The 16,461-nt window shown below is 70.6% G+C and carries 18 protein-coding genes and 1 riboswitch; of the genes, 16 read left to right on the forward strand and 2 right to left on the reverse strand.

The features are described 5' to 3' along the window. Positions 1–5: 5 nt before the first annotated feature. The 4 genes from RGE_RS04510 (at position 6) to RGE_RS04525 (ending at position 3,865) form a co-directional block, all read left to right on the forward strand. Complete coding sequence (locus RGE_RS04510) at positions 6–1,205, forward strand: acetyl-CoA C-acyltransferase (protein ID WP_014427130.1); 1,200 nt, start codon at positions 6–8, stop codon at positions 1,203–1,205. Positions 1,206–1,336: 131 nt separating this feature from the next. Continuing rightward, positions 1,337–2,110 carry an enoyl-CoA hydratase gene (locus RGE_RS04515; protein WP_014427131.1) on the forward strand — a complete coding sequence of 258 codons (774 nt, stop codon included), beginning with the start codon at positions 1,337–1,339 and terminating at the stop codon, positions 2,108–2,110. Positions 2,111–2,285: 175 nt separating this feature from the next. Then, positions 2,286–3,026 (forward strand): SGNH/GDSL hydrolase family protein, encoded by a 741-nt coding sequence (locus RGE_RS04520; RefSeq protein ID WP_014427132.1) that lies wholly within the window; start codon positions 2,286–2,288, stop codon positions 3,024–3,026. Continuing rightward, the gene (locus tag RGE_RS04525) at positions 3,023–3,865 is read left to right on the forward strand and encodes an SDR family oxidoreductase (RefSeq protein WP_014427133.1); all 843 of its coding nucleotides are present in this window, start codon (positions 3,023–3,025) and stop codon (positions 3,863–3,865) included. The genes RGE_RS04520 and RGE_RS04525 overlap by 4 nt, the downstream gene beginning before the upstream one ends. A gap of 1 nt (position 3,866) precedes the next feature. Here the strand turns inward: RGE_RS04525 and RGE_RS04530 are convergent, their stop codons facing one another. Beyond that, complete coding sequence (locus RGE_RS04530; RefSeq protein ID WP_014427134.1) at positions 3,867–4,436, reverse strand: TMEM165/GDT1 family protein; 570 nt, start codon at positions 4,434–4,436, stop codon at positions 3,867–3,869. Positions 4,437–4,448: 12 nt separating this feature from the next. Continuing rightward, positions 4,449–4,624: riboswitch (yybP-ykoY riboswitch) on the reverse strand. Between the two features lie 93 nt (positions 4,625–4,717). Between RGE_RS04530 and RGE_RS04535 the strand changes: the two genes are divergently transcribed. The 5 genes from RGE_RS04535 to RGE_RS04555 are packed head-to-tail and all read left to right on the forward strand — an operon-like array spanning position 4,718 to position 8,557. Beyond that, positions 4,718–5,149 (forward strand): DUF1924 domain-containing protein, encoded by a 432-nt coding sequence (locus RGE_RS04535; protein ID WP_014427136.1) that lies wholly within the window; start codon positions 4,718–4,720, stop codon positions 5,147–5,149. Positions 5,150–5,156: 7 nt separating this feature from the next. Next, the gene (locus RGE_RS04540; protein WP_014427137.1) at positions 5,157–5,702 is read left to right on the forward strand and encodes a diheme cytochrome c; all 546 of its coding nucleotides are present in this window, start codon (positions 5,157–5,159) and stop codon (positions 5,700–5,702) included. Then, positions 5,699–6,388, forward strand: coding sequence for a cytochrome b/b6 domain-containing protein (locus tag RGE_RS04545; protein ID WP_014427138.1), 690 nt, complete (start codon positions 5,699–5,701; stop codon positions 6,386–6,388). Before RGE_RS04540 ends, RGE_RS04545 begins: the two co-directional genes overlap by 4 nt. A gap of 10 nt (positions 6,389–6,398) precedes the next feature. Beyond that, entirely contained in the window at positions 6,399–7,055 is a 657-nt protein-coding gene (locus tag RGE_RS04550; RefSeq protein WP_014427139.1) for a winged helix-turn-helix domain-containing protein, read from the forward strand. Further along, positions 7,055–8,557 carry an ATP-binding protein gene (locus RGE_RS04555; RefSeq protein ID WP_014427140.1) on the forward strand — a complete coding sequence of 501 codons (1,503 nt, stop codon included), beginning with the start codon at positions 7,055–7,057 and terminating at the stop codon, positions 8,555–8,557. The genes RGE_RS04550 and RGE_RS04555 overlap by 1 nt, the downstream gene beginning before the upstream one ends. Here RGE_RS04555 and RGE_RS04560 read toward each other — a convergent pair whose 3' ends face one another. Continuing rightward, entirely contained in the window at positions 8,558–8,980 is a 423-nt protein-coding gene (locus tag RGE_RS04560; RefSeq protein WP_014427141.1) for an acyl-CoA thioesterase, read from the reverse strand. Positions 8,981–9,073: 93 nt separating this feature from the next. On the opposite strand from RGE_RS04560, the gene RGE_RS04565 reads away from it, so the two are divergent. From RGE_RS04565 to RGE_RS04595, 7 genes are all read left to right on the forward strand, one after another. After that, a complete protein-coding gene (locus RGE_RS04565) occupies positions 9,074–10,912 on the forward strand; it encodes an ABCB family ABC transporter ATP-binding protein/permease (RefSeq protein ID WP_014427142.1) in 1,839 nt (612 codons plus the stop codon). A gap of 22 nt (positions 10,913–10,934) precedes the next feature. After that, the gene (locus RGE_RS04570; protein ID WP_014427143.1) at positions 10,935–11,843 is read left to right on the forward strand and encodes a LysR family transcriptional regulator; all 909 of its coding nucleotides are present in this window, start codon (positions 10,935–10,937) and stop codon (positions 11,841–11,843) included. 131 nt (positions 11,844–11,974) lie between these two features. Then, a complete protein-coding gene (locus tag RGE_RS04575; RefSeq protein ID WP_014427144.1) occupies positions 11,975–12,862 on the forward strand; it encodes an amino acid ABC transporter substrate-binding protein in 888 nt (295 codons plus the stop codon). Positions 12,863–12,927: 65 nt separating this feature from the next. Continuing rightward, on the forward strand, positions 12,928–13,665 hold the full coding sequence (locus RGE_RS04580) for an amino acid ABC transporter permease (protein ID WP_014427145.1): 738 nt from the start codon (positions 12,928–12,930) through the stop codon (positions 13,663–13,665). A gap of 4 nt (positions 13,666–13,669) precedes the next feature. Next, positions 13,670–14,335, forward strand: a complete 666-nt coding sequence (locus RGE_RS04585) for an amino acid ABC transporter permease (RefSeq protein ID WP_014427146.1) — start codon at positions 13,670–13,672, stop codon at positions 14,333–14,335. 11 nt (positions 14,336–14,346) lie between these two features. Then, positions 14,347–15,081: an amino acid ABC transporter ATP-binding protein gene (locus RGE_RS04590; protein ID WP_014427147.1), complete on the forward strand. Its 735-nt coding sequence runs from the start codon at positions 14,347–14,349 to the stop codon at positions 15,079–15,081. Positions 15,082–15,216: 135 nt separating this feature from the next. Further along, complete coding sequence (locus RGE_RS04595; protein ID WP_014427148.1) at positions 15,217–16,389, forward strand: GGDEF domain-containing protein; 1,173 nt, start codon at positions 15,217–15,219, stop codon at positions 16,387–16,389. The last annotated feature ends 72 nt before the right edge of the window (positions 16,390–16,461 follow it).

The following is a 16,461-nucleotide window of genomic DNA, read 5'->3' on the forward strand; positions in this document are numbered from 1 at the left end:
CGACCATGAGCAAGCAAGTTCAAGACGCCTACATCGTCGCCGCCACGCGCACCCCGATCGGCAAGTCCGGCCGCGGCTATTTCAAGAACACGCGGCCCGACGACCTGCTGGTCGCCGCGGTGCGCCACGCGCTGTCGCAGGTGCCCTCGCTGGACCCGAAGGCCATCGAAGACGCGGTCATCGGCTGCAGCTTCCCCGAAGGCGAGCAGGGCATGAACATGGCGCGTGCCGCGATGGTGCTCGCCGGGCTGCCGCACTCGGTGGGCGGCGTCACCGTCAACCGCTTCTGCGCCAGCGGCATCACCGCGCTGCAGATGGCCGCCGACCGCATCCGCGTCGGCGAGGCCGACGTGATGATCGCCGGTGGCGCCGAGAGCATGAGCCTGGTGCCGATGGGCGGCAACAAGCCGAGCTTCAACCCCGAGGTCTTCGCCAAGGACGAGAACATCGGCATCGCCTACGGCATGGGCCTGACGGCGGAGAAGGTCGCCCAGCAGTGGAAGGTCGGCCGCGAGGCCCAGGACGCGTTCGCGCTCGAGTCGCATCAGCGTGCGATCCGCGCGATGGACGCCGGCGAGTTCGCCGACGAAATGACCCCGGTCACCGTCTACGACCGCCAGCCCGACCTGGCCACCGGCCAGGTGATCACGAAGACGCGCACCGTCGCGCTCGACGAAGGCGCCCGCCGCGACACCTCGCTCGAAGGCCTGGCCAAGCTGAAGCCGGTGTTCGCCGCCAAGGGCAGCGTGACCGCCGGCAACAGCTCGCAGACCAGCGACGGCGCCGGCGCGCTGATCGTCTGCAGCGAGAAGGCGCTGAAGACCTTCGACCTGAAGCCGCTGGCGCGTTTCGTCAGCTTCGCCGTGCGCGGCGTGCCGCCGGAGATCATGGGCATCGGCCCGATCGAGGCCATCCCGGCGGCGCTGCGGGCGGCCGGCCTCAGCCAGGACGACCTCGACTGGATCGAGCTGAACGAAGCCTTCGCCGCGCAGTCGCTGGCGGTGATCGATTCGCTCAAGCTCGACCGCGCCAAGGTCAACCCGATGGGCGGCGCGATCGCGCTCGGCCACCCGCTGGGCGCCACCGGCGCGATCCGCGCCGCCACCGTCGTGCACGCGCTGCGCCGCAAGCAGCTCAAGTACGGCATGGTGACGATGTGCATCGGCATGGGGCAGGGCGCCGCCGGTATCCTCGAACGCTGCTGAGCCGGGACGCGACCGGTCCACTGGACCGGTCGCGCCAGGCGAAGGGCCGGGCCACTGGCCCGGCGCGGCCTGCAAGGCTGTTCGCCCCGGGTCGCGCCGCGGGCGGCGCGGCCACCAGACAGGAGACACGCATGAGCATCAAGACCGCCACGCTCGCGGGCGTCGCGACGATCGAGATCGCACGCCCCGAGAAGAAGAACGCGCTGACGATCGCGATGTACGAGGCGATGGCCGCGGCACTGGAAGCCGCGGTCGCCGACCCGGCCGTGCGCGCGGTGCTGATCACCGGCCAGCCGGGGATCTTCACCTCGGGCAACGACATCGAGGACTTCATGGCGCGGCCGCCCGCCGAGGGCCCCGAGGCGATGGACTCGCCGGTGTTCCGCTTCATGCGCGCGCTGCTGAACTGCGACAAGCCGGTCGTCGCCGCCGTCACCGGCGCGGCCATCGGCATCGGCACGACGATGCTGCTGCACTGCGACTTCGTCTACGTCAGCGACGAGGCGCGGCTGGCGATGCCGTTCACCAGCCTGGGGCTGGTGCCCGAGTTCGCGTCCAGCCTGATGGTGCCGCAGCTGATGGGCCACGCTCGCGCGGCCGAGAAGCTGCTGCTCGGCGATGCCTTCACGCCCGAGCAGGCGGTGGAGTGCGGCATCGCCAACGCCGTGCTGCCGGCCGGCGAAGTGGTCGCTCACGCGCGCCGCGTCGCGGAGCGTTTCAACGCGCTGCCGCCGGGCGCCGTGCGCGAGAGCAAGCAGCTGCTGCGTGGCCCGCAGCGCAACGCCGTGCTCGAAGCGATGCGCACCGAAGGCGAGCGTTTCACGCGCCGGCTGCGCAGCCCCGAGGCGATGGAGGCCTTCCAGGCCTTCTTCCAGAAGCGCAAGCCCGACTTCAGCAAGTTCTGACCCGCGGGGCGCCCCCGTGCGGCGGCGCCCCCCTCGAACCGATTCCCGGTCTGGCACGCGCTTCGCATCGTGTGTCGTGACCGAACCGGCGCCCGCGTGGCGCCTTGCCAGGAGTTTTAGCCCGCCGCGAATCCCCGCGTTGACCCCGTCCACCGTCCTTCGGAAGGAGCTGACCATGTCCCGTGCCGTGACGCTGATGCTGACCCCGCTGCTGCTGGCCCAGGCCGTGCACACCCGCCAGCGAATGCCCAAGCTGCCTGAGGCCGACGGCGAACGACACGGGGTCTGCGGCGAGGGGCCGCGAATGCGGCTGCTGATCACCGGCGACTCGTCGGCGGCCGGCGTTGGCGTCGGCCACCAGCGCTCGGCGCTGGCCCACCCGCTGGCCGAGTTCGTTGCCGAACGCGCCCAAGCCCAGGTCGAGTGGCGCCTGGTCGCGCGTTCGGGCCTGACCACCGCGCAGACCCTGCACCTGCTGCAGCGCGAGGACCTGCCGAGCTTCGACGTCGCCGTCGTCGTCACCGGCGTCAACGACATCGTCGACCGCGTGCCGCTGCACCACGCGATCACCGCGCGCGAGCGCCTGGCCGACTGGCTGCGCGGCGCGCTGCACGTGCGCCACGTCGCTTTCGCCGCGCTGCCGCCGGTGCACCAGTTCCCCGGCCTGCCGCAGCCGCTGCGCTGGTGCGCCGGCAGCGAGGCGGTGCGCCACGACCGTGCACTGGAGCGCTGGGCCGCGGCCTACCCGGGCGTGTCGCGGGTCGACATGGGGCTGCAGCTCGAGCCCCAGGTCATGGCGGTCGACGGTTTCCATCCCGGCGAGCCGGCGTACCGCTATTGCGCCGCCGTCATCGCTGAACACGTCGCCAGCCGCGTCTGGCCGGCCATCAGAAAGAATGAGGAGACGACCGCATGAGCGAAACCCGCAGCCTGCAGGGCCGCACGCTGTTCATCACCGGCGCCAGCCGGGGCATCGGCCTGGCGATCGCGCTTCGCGCGGCACGCGACGGCGCCAACGTCGTGCTCGTCGCCAAGACCAGCGACCCCAACCCCAAGCTGCCCGGCACCGTGCACGAGGCCGCCGAGCAGGTGCGTGCCGCCGGTGGCCAGGCGCTGGCCGTGCCGACCGACATCCGCGACGACGCCGCCGTCGCCGCCGCGGTGGCGGCGGCCATCGAGCGTTTCGGCGGCATCGACATCCTGGTCAACAACGCCAGCGCGATCAGCCTGACGCCGACGGCGGCGACGCCTATGAAGCGCTTCGACCTGATGTTCGGCGTCAACGTGCGCGGCACCTACGCCTGCACCCAGGCCTGTCTGCCGGCGCTGACCGCCAGCGCACGCGCCGGGCGCAACCCGCACGTGCTGAACATGAGCCCGCCGCTTTCGATGAAGGAGCACTGGTTCAAGGGCCACGTCGCCTACACGATGGCCAAGTACGGCATGAGCGAGTGCACGCTGGGCCACGCCGGCGAGTTCCGCCCGCTGGGCATCGCCGTCAACAGCCTGTGGCCGCGCACCGCGATCGCCACCGCGGCGCTGCAGATGATCCCGGGCGTGGACGTCAAGCTCTGCCGCAAGCCCGAGATCCTGGCCGACGCGGCCTGGTTCATCCTGACCAGCGACGCCAAGGCGACGACCGGCAACTTCTTCATCGACGACGAGCTGCTGGCCGCCAACGGCGTGACCGACCTGGACGGCTATGCCGTGACGCCGGGCACCAAGCAGTTCATCCCCGACTTCTTCATCGACTGACTCAGAAGAAGCTGCCGACGTTCAGCAGCGTCAGCACGCCCAGCACCGCGAAGATCGTGGCGCTGATCGCGTGCACGACGCGCATCGGCACCAGGCGGCTGACACGGTCGCCGAGGAAGACCGCCGGCACGTTGGCCAGCATCATCCCGAAGGTGGTGCCGGCGACCACCGCCCACAGGTCCGTGAACCGTGCCGCCAGCGCGACGGTGGCGATCTGCGTCTTGTCGCCCATCTCGGCGAGGAAGAACGCGATCACCGTCGTGCCGAAGACGCCGAAACGCCCGGTGCCGCCTTCGACCTCGTCGACCTCGTCGGGGATCAGCATCCAGACCGCCATCGCCAGGAAGCTGCCGCCGATGACCCAGCGCAGCAGGTCCGGCCCCAGCCAGCGTGCGACGGTGTCGCCGACGACGCCGGCCAGCGCGTGGTTGACCAGGGTCGCGACCAGCACGCCGAGGATGATGGGCACCGGGCGCTTGAAGCGTGCGGCCAGCAAGATCGCCAGCAGCTGCGTCTTGTCGCCCATTTCGCCCAGCGCGACGACGCCGGTGGAGATCAGGAGAGCTTCCAAGGGAAATCCGATGCGGGCCGGCAAACCGGAACGTGACCACGCCGCGACCCCGGCCCGAATGCGGAAGTCGGCGCAGTCAACGGTCTTGCCAGGCTGGGAGCTGTCCGGACCATGGCCCGTGAAGGGCCAAGCGTGTTGGCGCGGACCCCTGCCGGGCGGCAGGGCGGCTACTCCCCGATGACGAGTGCGGGCGCGATTCTAGCCGCGCTCTTTGGCGCTCCGGTGACCTTAAGAGGACCCTAAGACGGCCTCGGCAGCATCCTGTTCCAAGGAGAGCTGCCATGAACCACCCGTCACGAACCCGCCGATTCCGCCTGCCCTCGCGCGCCGTCGTCGCGACCACCGCGGTCGCCTTCGTCGCCGTGCTGTCGGCCTGCCCGGCGCTGGCTGCGCCCAACGACCTGCTCGCGCGCTACGCCGCCGAAGCCGGCCGCGCGCCCGATGCCGCGCGCGGCCAGCAGTGGTACGCCGCGCGCCACGCCAACGACTGGAGCTGCGCTTCCTGCCACGGCGAGCGCCCCACCGCCGAAGGCCGCCACGCCAGCAGCAAACGCACGATCGCGCCGCTGGCGCCGTCGGCCAACGCCAAGCGCTTCAGCGACGAAGCCAAGGTCGAGAAGTGGTTCCGCCGCAACTGCAACGACGTGCTCGAACGCGCCTGCACCCCGGCCGAGAAGGCCGACGTGCTGGCCTGGCTGCTGACGTTGAAGTGAGGCCACGATGAAGAGACCTTCTGCTTCCCGAGTCGTCGCGCTGGCCACCGCCGCGCTGCTCGTCGCCGGCCTGGCCGGCGGTGCCGCCGCCTGGGCCCACCGCCACGGCGACGACGACGAGCACGAACGCCACGAGCGCCGCGAACACGGCGACCGCGACGGCCGCCGCGGCGCCGTCGCCGCCTTGCCGGCCTACGAGCAGGAATGCGGCGGCTCCTGCCACATCGCCTATCCGCCCGGCATGCTGCCGGCCGAGTCCTGGAAACGCGTGATGGCCGGCCTGGACAAGCATTACGGCAGCGACGCCTCGCTGGACGCCGCGACGCAGAAGTCGATCGCCGCCTGGCTGGACACCAACGCCAGCCGCCGTGCGCGCACGGCGCCGCCGGAAGACCGCATCACGCGCAGCGCCTGGTTCGAGCACAAGCACGACGAGGTGCGGCCCTCGGTCTGGCAGCGCAAGGCGGTCGGCAGCCCGGCCAACTGCGCCGCCTGCCACCCGCGCGCCGAGCAGGGCGACTTCGAAGAACACGACGTGAAGATCCCGAAATGAGCACCTCCACCGACCGCCAGCGCCGCCTGGTCTGGGACCTGCCGGTGCGCCTGTTCCACGGGCTCATCGTCGTCTGCTTCGCCGGCGCCTGGCTGAGCTCCGAGAGCGAACGCCAGGCGCTGCTGCACGAGACGCTGGGCTACACGCTCGCCGGGCTGATCGTCTGGCGTCTGGTCTGGGGCCTGGTCGGCACGCGCCACGCGCGTTTCGGCGACTTCGTCACCGGGCCGGGCGCGGTGCTGCGCTACCTGAAGAACGTCGCCCGGCGCACGCCCGAGCACCACGTCGGCCACAACCCGGCCAGCGCGCTGGCGATCGTCGTGCTGCTGGTGCTGGGCCTGGTGCTGGGTGCCAGCGGCTGGGCGCTGCAGCAGGACGTCGGCGGCGAATGGGTCGAAGGCGTGCACGAGCTCGCGGCCAACGTCTTCCTGCTGACCGCCGTGGCCCACGTCGTCGGCGTGCTGCTGGCCAGCCGCATGACCGGCGAGAACCTGCCGCGCAGCATGGTCGACGGGCTGAAGATCGCGCCGCCCGAGCAGGCCATCCGTTCGTCCTGGCGCAGCGTCGCGGCGCTGCTGCTGGCCGCGGTGCTGGGCTTCTGGGTGCTGCAGTGGCGCGACGCCGCAGCGTCGGCCGACGACGGCGCGGTGGCTTCGGCCGCCCCTGCCGCCGGCGACGAGGACTAGCATCACCACCATGCGCATCCTGCTCGTCGAAGACGATCCGCTGCTCGGCGACGGCCTGCGGGCCGGGCTCTCCCAGGCCGGCTTCCAGGTCGACTGGGTGCGCGACGGCGAGGCCGCGTCGCGCGAGCTGCGCTCGGCGGTGCACACCGCCGCGGTGCTGGACCTGGGCCTGCCGCGCAAGGACGGCCTGGAGGTGCTGGCCGAGACCCGCGCCGCCGGCGTGCGCCTGCCGGTGCTGGTGCTGACCGCGCGCGACGCCGTCAGCGACCGCGTCATCGGCCTGGACGGCGGTGCCGACGACTACGTCGTCAAGCCCGTGGACCTGGACGAACTCGCTGCGCGGCTGCGCGCGCTGATCCGCCGCGCCCACGGCCAGACGCAGGACCTGCTGGCCGCCGGCGAGGTCGTGCTCGACCCCGCGGCGCGCACCGTCACGCATGCCGGCGAGCCGGTCGTGCTGTCGCAGCGCGAGTTCGACCTGCTGCATGCGCTGATGCTCAACGCCGGGCGCGTGCTGACGCGCGAGCAGCTCGAACAGCACCTGTACCGCTGGGGCCGCGAGGTCGAGAGCAACGCCGTCGAGGTGCACGTGCACCACCTGCGGCGCAAGCTCGGCGCCGAGCTCGTGCAGACCGTGCGCGGCGTCGGTTACCTGCTGCCCGCCTGATGCGCCGTCTCGTGCCGCGTTCGCTGCAGGGCCGGCTGCTGCTGCTGGTGCTGGGGCTGGTCAGCGTGCTGTGGCTGGCGACGCTGGCCATCAGCTTCCGCGACACGCGGCGCGAGCTGAGCGAACTGCTCGACGCCCACCTCGCGCAGGCCGCGACGCTGCTCGTCGCCCAGCAGGTGCGCACGATCGAGGACGCGGACGACGACGATGACGACGACCATCGCGACCGTGCTGCCGAGCAGCGCCGGCGCGAAGCCCGCGACGCCGCGCACGCCGCGCGCCACGCCGCCAAACGCGAAGCCAAGCGTCAGCGCCACGAGCACGACGACGACGACCGTTTCGGCATCGCCGCGCTGCGCCACTACTCGCCGCGCGTGGCTTTCCAGGTCTGGCACGAAGGGCGGCTGGTGCAGCGCTCGGCCAACGCGCCCGAGACCCGGCTCGACGGCCTGGGCCCGGGCGGACGGCCGCTGCGCCAGGACCGCGACGGTTTCGGCCTGGTGCGCATCGACGGCGAGGTCTGGCGGATGTTCAGCGCCCGCGGCTCCGACCGCGACGTGCAGGTGCTGGTCGCCGAACACCTGGACTCGCGCCGTTCGATCCTGCACGCGCTGCTCTGGGGCACGCTGTGGCCGCTGGCGCTGGGCCTGCCGTTGCTCGGGCTGGGCGTCTGGTGGGCGGTGCGCACCGGCACCGCGCCGCTGCGCCGGCTGGGCGCGACGCTGGCCGAACGCGAGCCGCAGGCGCTGAAACCGGTCGAGGTGGCCGACGCGCCCAGCGAGATGCGGCCGATGATCGACGAGCTCAACGGTCTGTTCGGGCGCATCGCCCGGATGATGGAGACCGAACGCCGCTTCACCGCCGACGCCGCGCACGAGCTGCGCACGCCGATCGCCGCGATCCGCACCCAGGCCCAGGTGGCGCTGGGCGAAGCCGACGGCGAACGCCGCCGCCACGCGCTGCAGTCGACGATCGAAGGCTGTGACCGGGCGGTGCGTCTGGTCGAGCAGCTGCTGACGCTGGCCCGGCTGGACGCCGGCGGCGAGGCCCCCGCGGTGGCGCCGGTGGCGCTGGACGCGGTCGCGCGCCGGGTGGCCGCGGCGCTGGCGCCGCAGGCGCTCGCGCGCCGCCAGCAGCTGGAGCTGGAAGCCGACGGCGACCTGCGTGTCGACGGCGTCGAGGCGCTGCTGTCGGTGCTGATCCGCAACCTGGTCGAGAACGCGCTGCGCTACAGCCCCGCCGAAGCGACGGTGCGCGCCACGCTGGCGCGCCACGGCAGCACCGTCGTGCTGACGGTCGAGGACAGCGGCCCGGGCATGGCCGAGGCCGACATCGCGCGCCTGGGCGAACGTTTCTTCCGCGTGCTCGGCCAGGACGCCAGCGGCAGCGGCCTGGGCTGGTCCATCGTGCGGCGCATCGTCGCGCTGCACCACGCCCAGGTCGAGGTCACGCGCTCGGCCACGCTCGGCGGGCTGGCGGTGAGGGTGGTGCTGCCCGGCTGATCAGCGGGGGATCGTGCGCGGCTTGCCGTCGTCGGTGATCGCGACGTAGGTCAGGTTCGCCTCGGTCACCTTGACGATCTGCGGGTCGGCCGGGTTGCGTTCGGCCCAGACCTCGACATGCACGGTGACCGAGGTGTTGCCGATGCGTTCGACGTGGGCGTAGAAGCTCAGCAGGTCGCCGATCGACACCGGCTGCTTGAAGACGAACTGGTTGACGGCCACCGTCGCGATGCGGCCGCGGGCCACGCGGGCCGGCAGCACGGCGCCGGCGAGATCCACCTGCGCCATGATCCAGCCGCCGAAGACGTCGCCGTTGGCGTTGGCGTCGGCGGGCATCGGCATCACGCGCAGCACGAGTTCGGCACCGTCGGGCAGCGTGGCCGGGGGCATGTGCGGGACGGCCGGGGCTGCGGGGGCGTTCATACGGGCAGGGCTCCTGGGAAGACGACTGCCGGCATTGTGGCCTGCCGGGCCGCTGCCAGCGCCGCGGCGGCCGGGCGGTGACAATCCCCGCCCATGCGTTCCGCCTCCCGCTCCCTGCGTATGCCCCCCGCGCCGGCTCCCGAACCGGGCGCGCCGCGCTCGGACTGGAAGACGCTGGCACGCCTGCTGCCCTATCTGTGGGTCTACCGCTGGCGCGTGTCGATCGCGCTGGCCTTCCTGGTCGCCGCCAAGGTGGCCAACGTCGGCGTGCCGCTGCTGCTCAAGCAGCTCGTCGACGCGATGGCGATCAAGCCCGGCGACACCGCGGCGCTGCTGGTCGTGCCGGTCGGGCTGATCGTCGCCTACGGCGCGCTTCGCCTGTCGACCTCGATCTTCACCGAACTGCGCGAGCTGATCTTCGCGCGCGCTACCGAAGGCGCTTCGCGCAGCATCTCGCTGCAGGTGTTCCGCCATCTGCACGCGCTGTCGATGCGTTTCCACCTGGAACGCCAGACCGGCGGCATGACGCGCGACATCGAGCGCGGCACGCGCGCGGTGCAGGCGCTGATCTCGTATTCGCTCTACAGCATCCTGCCGACGCTGATCGAGGTCGGCCTCGTCCTCGGCCTGCTGGCCGTCAAGTTCGACGCCTGGTTCGCCTGGATCACCGCGGCGGCGCTGGTCTTCTACATCGGCTTCACGATCGTCGTCACCGAATGGCGCACGCAGTTCCGGCGCCAGATGAACGAGCTGGACTCGAACGCGCACACGCGCGCCATCGACTCGCTGCTGAACTACGAGACCGTCAAGTACTTCAACAACGAGGACTTCGAGACCCGGCGCTACGACGAGAGCCTGGAGCGGCTGCAGCGCGCCAAGATCAAGAGCCAGAGCACGCTGAGCCTGCTCAACACCGGGCAGCAGCTGATCATCGCCGCGGCGCTGGTGGCCATGCTCTGGCGCGCCACGGTCGGCGTCGCCGAAGGCCGGCTGACGCTGGGCGATCTGGTGATGATCAACGCCTTCATGATCCAGCTGTACATCCCGCTGAACTTCCTCGGCGTGATCTACCGCGAGATCAAGCAGGCGCTGACCGACCTGGACAAGATGTTCAACCTGCTCGAACGCGAGCGCGAGGTCGCCGACGCGCCGGGCGCCGCCGAGCTGCGCGTCAGCGACGGCGCGGTGCGCTTCGAGTCGGTCGACTTCGCCTACGACCCGGCACGGCCCATCCTGCACGGCGTCAGCTTCGAGATCCCTGCCGGGCGCACGGTGGCCGTGGTCGGCGCCTCGGGCGCCGGCAAGTCGACGCTGGCGCGGCTGCTCTACCGCTTCTACGACGTCAGCGGCGGGCGCATCACGATCGACGGCCAGGACATCCGCGGCGTCACGCAGCAGAGCCTGCGCCGCGCGATCGGCATCGTCCCGCAGGACACGGTGCTGTTCAACGACAGCGTCGAGTTCAACATCGCCTACGGCCGCCCGGGCGCCAGCCGGGCCGAGGTCGAGGCCGCGGCGCGCTCGGCGCACATCCACGACTTCATCGCCGCCACGCCCCAGGGCTACGAGACGGTGGTCGGCGAGCGCGGGCTGAAGCTCTCCGGCGGCGAGAAGCAGCGGGTCGCGATCGCGCGCACGCTGCTGAAGAACCCGGCGATCCTGATCTTCGACGAAGCGACCTCGGCGCTGGACTCGGCCAACGAACGTGCGATCCAGGCCGAGCTGAAGAGCGCAGCCCAGGGCAAGACCGCGCTGGTCATCGCCCACCGGCTGTCGACGGTGGTCGACGCGCACGAGATCGTCGTGCTCGACCACGGCCGCGTCGTCGAGCGCGGCGCGCACGCCGAGCTGCTGGCGCGCGACGGCCGCTACGCCGAGATGTGGCGGCTGCAGCAGGCGGCGCGCGACGCCGACGAGCCGGCCGACGCCTGATTCCCCCTTCACCACGCACCCGATGGAAACCAAGTGGCTCGAGGACTTCGTGAGCCTCGCCGAGACCCGCAGCTTCTCGCGTTCGGCGCAGCTGCGCCACGTCACGCAGCCGGCGTTCTCGCGCCGCATCCAGGCGCTGGAAGCCTGGGCCGGCATCGACCTCGTCGACCGCTCCTCTTACCCGACGCGGCTGACGCCCGCCGGCGAGACCTTCCACGCCCAGGCGCTGGAGATCCTGGGCTCGCTGGCTTCGGCGCGCAACATGATGCGTTCGTACCAGGCCGCGGGCCTGGACATGATCGAGTTCGCGGCGCCGCACACGCTGGCCTTCACCTTCTTCCCGCACTGGCTGATGGACCTGCGCCAGCGCTTCGGCAACATCAAGAGCCGGCTCACCGGGCTGAACGTGCACGACGCGGTGCTGCGCCTCACCGAAGGCGGCTGCGACCTGCTGATCGCCTACCACCACCCGTCGCAGCCGCTGCAGCTGTCGACCGACCGCTACGAGATGCTCAGCCTGGGCAGCGAGACGCTGTCGGCCTATGCCAAACCCGACGCCGACGGCCAGCCGCTGTTCCGCCTGCCCGGCCACGAGCGTGTGCCCTGCCTGAGCTACGCCTCGGGCGCCTACATGGCGCGCCTGGTCGAGCTGATCCTCAAGCAGGCGCCGGTGCCGGCGCAGCTGGAGCCGATCTACGTCACCGACATGGCCGAGGGGCTGAAGTCGATGGCGCTCGAAGGCCACGGCCTGGCCTTCCTGCCGGCCAGCTCGGTGCACAAGGAGCTGGAGTTGTGCCGCCTCGTGCCGGCCGCGCCGGCGGGCAGCTTCGAGGTGACGATGGACGTGCGCATCTACCGCGAGCGGCCGGAGTTCGTGCGCCATCCCAAGCCCGGCGTGCAGGCCTTGTGGGACTTCCTGCGGCGCGGCTGACGCGCGACGATCGGGGCGCTTCGTGGCCCGTTTCGTGCATTCCCTGAGGGCGGGCGCATCGGGCGCCCTTTTGTCATCCCTAAAATGAGCAGTTCCGCCTTTCACCTGCTTCCCACTGCGAAGGAGAGTTCATGAAGAAGACGTTGCTGGCTGCAGCCGCGCTGCTGGCCGTCGGCGCTGTCCAGGCCGATACGCTGTCCAAGATCAAGGAGACCGGCACGGTCACGATGGGCGTGCGTGAGTCGTCGGGCCTGTCGTACACGCTGGGCGATGGCAAGTACGTCGGCTACCACGTCGACGTCTGCCAGAAGGTGCTCTCCGACATCCGCAAGAAGCTGGGCCTGTCGAGCCTGACCATCAAGTACCAACCGGTCACCTCGCAGAACCGCATCCCGCTGGTGCAGAACGGCACCGTCGACATCGAGTGCGGCTCGACGACGAACAACGTCGCGCGCCAGAAGGACGTCGCCTTCGCCGTCACGACCTACGTCGAGGAAGTGCGCATCGCCGTCAAGGCCGACTCCGGCATCACCTCGATCGGCCAGCTGACCGGCAAGACCGTCGCCACGACCACCGGCACGACCTCGGTGCAGACCCTGCGCAAGCACGAGCGCGCCAACGGCGTCGACTTCAAGGAGGTCTACGGCAAGGACCACGCCGACAGCTTCCTGCTGCTCGAGTCGGGCCGCGCCGACGCCTTCGTGATGGACGGCTCGATCCTGGCGAAGAACATCGCCACGTCGAAGAACCCGAAGGGCTTCAAGATCGTCGGCGAAGTGCTGTCGGTCGAGCCGATCGCGATCATGCTGCGCAAGGACGACGCCGCCTTCAAGGCCGCCGTCGACGAGAGCATCAAGGCGCAGATCAAGAGCGGCGACCTGGCCAAGACCTACGACAAGTGGTTCCTGCAGCCGATCCCGCCGACCAACACGACGATCGGCATGCCGCTGAACGCGGCCACCAAGGCGGCTTGGGCGACTCCCAACGACAAGCCGATGGAAGAGTACGCCAAGCGCTGACGCGTTTCGCGCCGGGCCCGCTTCCGTCTCGGAGCGGGCCCTCGTTTCGTCTTTGAGGAGAGCGCGTGACCTGGGACTGGCAGATCTTCTGCACCGAGACCGTCACTGGTGAGGTGCTGCCGGGCTGCTTCGGCCGCGGCGGCGACATCACCTACCTGAACTGGCTGATGTCGGCCTGGGGCTGGACGCTGTCGGTGTCGGCGCTGGCGCTGATCGTGGCGCTGGTCTTCGGTTCGCTGATGGGCATCCTGCGCACCACGCCGGATCGCCGCCTCGTCTTCTTCGGCAATGCGTGGACCGAGCTGTTCCGCAACATCCCGCTGCTGGTCCAGATCTTCCTCTGGTACCACGTGCTGCCGTCGCTGTTCAAGCCGCTGCAGGCCTTCCCGAGCTTCGTGCTGGTGGTCTTCGCGCTCGGCTTCTTCACCTCGGCGCGCATCTCCGAGCAGGTGCGTGCGGGCATCCAGAGCCTGCCGCGCGGCCAGCGCTACGCGGGCCTGGCGATGGGCCTGACGCTGCCGCAGACCTATCGCTACGTGCTGCTGCCGATGGCCTTTCGCATCATCGTGCCGCCGCTCACCAGCGAGGCGATGAACATCATCAAGAACTCGTCGGTGGCCTTCGCGGTGAGCATCGCCGAGCTCACGATGTTCGCGCTGCAGGCCGGCGAGGAGACCTCGCGCAACATCGAGATGTACCTCGCGGTGACGGTGCTGTACTTCGTCTCGGCGTTCGCGATCAACCGCGCGGCGCTGTTCATCGAGAACCGTGTCCGCGTGCCGGGCATGATCGGCGGGAAGTGAAGCGATGAATCTCGACTTCAGCTTCTTCAGTGCCGACGTCATCTCCGGCTTCATCGTCAAGGGCCTGCTGTTCTCGCTGCAGCTGACCGTCTTCGCGATGATCGGCGGCATCGTGCTGGGCACCCTGCTGGCGCTGATGCGCCTGTCGGGCAAGCGCTGGCTGGTGATGCCCGCCGCGGCCTACGTCAACACCATGCGCAGCGTGCCGCTGGTCATGGTGATCCTGTGGTTCTTCCTGCTGATCCCGCTGCTGCTGGGCCGGCCGCTGGGCGCCGAGCTGTCGGCCTTCGTCACGTTCACGCTGTTCGAGGCCGCCTACTACTCGGAGATCATGCGCGCGGGCATCCAGAGCGTGCCCAAGGGCCAGGTCTACGCCGGCTACGCGATGGGCATGACCTACCGCCAGACGATGCAGCTCGTGGTGCTGCCGCAGGCCTTCCGCAACATGCTGCCGGTGCTGCTGACGCAGACCATCATCCTCTTCCAGGACACCTCGCTGGTCTACGCGATCGGCGCCTACGACCTGCTGAAGGGCTTCGAGATCGCCGGCAAGAACTTCAACCGGCCGGTCGAGACCTATCTCGTCGCCGCCGTCGTCTATTTCGTGATCTGCTTCGGCCTGTCGATGCTCGTGCGGCGGCTGCAGGCGCGGATCGCCATCATCCGCTGAGGAATTTCCGAATGATCCAGATCCAGAACGTGAGCAAGTGGTACGGCTCCTTCCAGGTGCTGACCGACTGCACCACGTCGATCAGCAAGGGCGAGGTCGTCGTCGTCTGCGGCCCGTCGGGCTCGGGCAAGAGCACGCTGATCAAGACCGTCAACGCGCTCGAACCCTTCCAGAAGGGCGACATCGTCGTCGACGGCATCAGCCTCAGCGACCCGAAGACCAACCTGCCCAAGCTGCGCGCGCGCGTCGGCATGGTGTTCCAGCACTTCGAGCTGTTCCCGCACCTGTCGGTGACCGAGAACCTGACGCTGGCGCAGGTCAAGGTGCTCGGCCGCTCGGTCGACGAGGCCAAGACGCGCGGGCTGAAGATGCTCGAGCGCGTCGGCCTGACGGTGCACAAGGACAAGTACCCCGGCCAGCTCTCCGGCGGCCAGCAGCAGCGTGTGGCGATCGCGCGCGCGCTGTCGATGGACCCGATCGTCATGCTCTTCGACGAGCCGACCTCGGCGCTCGACCCCGAAATGGTCGGCGAGGTGCTCGACGTGATGGTGCAGCTCGCCAACGAGGGCATGACGATGATGTGCGTGACCCACGAGATGGGCTTCGCGAAGAAGGTCAGCCACCGCGTGATCTTCATGGACCACGGCAAGATCGTGGAGGACTGCACGAAGGCCGACTTCTTCGGCAACCCGGACGCGCGTTCGGCACGCGCCAAGGACTTCCTCTCGAAGATCCTGTCGCACTGAGCCGGGACGTGCAGGGCCGGAAGGCCGTGCACGCCAGGCTCAGGCCCGAGCGCGGTTTCACGCGCGAGGGCTGAGTCGTGCACGCCGGCCGGCGTGCCCCCTGACCCTCCCCGCCGGGTGCGCGGGGCTCCGTCGATGACGCTGCACCCGCCGACCATCCTCGTCATGCTGCTGCTGGGCTACGCCATGCTGGGCTTGCAGCTGGCGATTGTGCGCCGGCGCCTGCTCGAGGAAGAAGCGCTCAGGCGCTGGAGCTGGGGCAACAGCCTGCTGATGCTCGGGCACCTGATGCTGCTGGCGCGCGTCGTCGTGCCGCTGCCGGTGTCGGTGATCGCCGGCAACGGCCTGATCCTGCTGGGCGAGTGCGCCTACGTCACGGCGCTGCAGCACTTCATCGAGGACCGGCCGATGCCGCGCTGGGTGCGCCGGCTGTGCCTGGCCTGCGTGCTGGCGATGGTGCCGATGGCGCTGTTCGACACGCCGACGCGGGTCTTCATCGCCTCGTTGCTGACGCCGCTGCCGGCGCTGTGGGGCGTGTGGCTGGTCTGGCGGGCGCGCCACCGCATCGAACGCTCCTTGTGGCCGGTCGGCGCCGGCATGGCGCTGATCGCGGCGGCGCTGCTGGCGCGGGGCGCGCACGCGGCGCTGCACCCGCACTATTACGCCGACCCGACGCTGCCGCACGGCTTGCAGGCGGCGCTGCTGGTCACGAGCTTCGTCGCGCTGCTGGGCGCCGGCTTCGGCTTCGTGCTCGCCTGCACCGAACGCGCCACGCGTTCGCTCGAACGCCTGGCCTCGCACGACCACCTGACCGGCGCGCTGAACCGCCAGCCCGCCGAGCTGATGCTGGACAACGCGCTGCAGCGCGCCCGCCGCGAGCGCACGACGGTGGCTTACGTGCTGCTCGACCTGGACCGCTTCAAGTCGGTCAACGACCGCCACGGCCACGTCTTCGGCGACGAGGTGCTGCGCCGCTTCGCGCACACCGTCGCCGCGCGGCTGCGCGCCTCGGACGTCTTCTCGCGCTGCGGCGGCGAGGAGTTCGCGCTGGTGCTGCCCGACAGCGACGCCGCCGGCGCGCTGGGCGTGCTCGACGAGCTGCGCCGGGCCTGCGCGGCGATGGGCCTGATGACCGACGACGGCCGGCCGTTCACGATCACCTTCTCGGCCGGCGTGGCGCTCAGCCCGGCCGGCAGCGTCGGCGCCGGCACGCTGTACCGCGAGGCCGACCGGGCGCTCTACGAGGCCAAGCATGGCGGCCGCGACCGCGCGGTGCTGGCCCAGCCGGCGGCCGCGGCCAGCGCCTGAACGCGGGCGCCGTGGCCCCGACGCCGGTCGTCCCCGTGGCGAGCGTGCAGGAGTGCACGGCGTGTCGCGGCT

The organism is Rubrivivax gelatinosus IL144 (assembly GCF_000284255.1).
Lineage (GTDB): Bacteria > Pseudomonadota > Gammaproteobacteria > Burkholderiales > Burkholderiaceae_C > Rubrivivax > Rubrivivax gelatinosus_A.

Excerpts from the sequence above, each read along its gene's own strand:
- RGE_RS04510 (WP_014427130.1), top strand. The coding sequence starts at position 6 with ATGAGCAAGCAAGTTCAAGACGCCTACATCGTCGCCGCCACGCGCACC.
- RGE_RS04515 (WP_014427131.1), top strand. The coding sequence starts at position 1,337 with ATGAGCATCAAGACCGCCACGCTCGCGGGCGTCGCGACGATCGAGATC.
- RGE_RS04520 (WP_014427132.1), top strand. The coding sequence starts at position 2,286 with ATGTCCCGTGCCGTGACGCTGATGCTGACCCCGCTGCTGCTGGCCCAG.
- RGE_RS04525 (WP_014427133.1), top strand. The coding sequence starts at position 3,023 with ATGAGCGAAACCCGCAGCCTGCAGGGCCGCACGCTGTTCATCACCGGC.
- RGE_RS04535 (WP_014427136.1), top strand. The coding sequence starts at position 4,718 with ATGAACCACCCGTCACGAACCCGCCGATTCCGCCTGCCCTCGCGCGCC.
- RGE_RS04540 (WP_014427137.1), top strand. The coding sequence starts at position 5,157 with ATGAAGAGACCTTCTGCTTCCCGAGTCGTCGCGCTGGCCACCGCCGCG.
- RGE_RS04545 (WP_014427138.1), top strand. The coding sequence starts at position 5,699 with ATGAGCACCTCCACCGACCGCCAGCGCCGCCTGGTCTGGGACCTGCCG.
- RGE_RS04550 (WP_014427139.1), top strand. The coding sequence starts at position 6,399 with ATGCGCATCCTGCTCGTCGAAGACGATCCGCTGCTCGGCGACGGCCTG.
- RGE_RS04555 (WP_014427140.1), top strand. The coding sequence starts at position 7,055 with ATGCGCCGTCTCGTGCCGCGTTCGCTGCAGGGCCGGCTGCTGCTGCTG.
- RGE_RS04560 (WP_014427141.1), bottom strand. The coding sequence starts at position 8,980 with ATGAACGCCCCCGCAGCCCCGGCCGTCCCGCACATGCCCCCGGCCACG.
- RGE_RS04565 (WP_014427142.1), top strand. The coding sequence starts at position 9,074 with ATGCGTTCCGCCTCCCGCTCCCTGCGTATGCCCCCCGCGCCGGCTCCC.
- RGE_RS04570 (WP_014427143.1), top strand. The coding sequence starts at position 10,935 with ATGGAAACCAAGTGGCTCGAGGACTTCGTGAGCCTCGCCGAGACCCGC.
- RGE_RS04575 (WP_014427144.1), top strand. The coding sequence starts at position 11,975 with ATGAAGAAGACGTTGCTGGCTGCAGCCGCGCTGCTGGCCGTCGGCGCT.
- RGE_RS04585 (WP_014427146.1), top strand. The coding sequence starts at position 13,670 with ATGAATCTCGACTTCAGCTTCTTCAGTGCCGACGTCATCTCCGGCTTC.
- RGE_RS04590 (WP_014427147.1), top strand. The coding sequence starts at position 14,347 with ATGATCCAGATCCAGAACGTGAGCAAGTGGTACGGCTCCTTCCAGGTG.
- RGE_RS04595 (WP_014427148.1), top strand. The coding sequence starts at position 15,217 with ATGACGCTGCACCCGCCGACCATCCTCGTCATGCTGCTGCTGGGCTAC.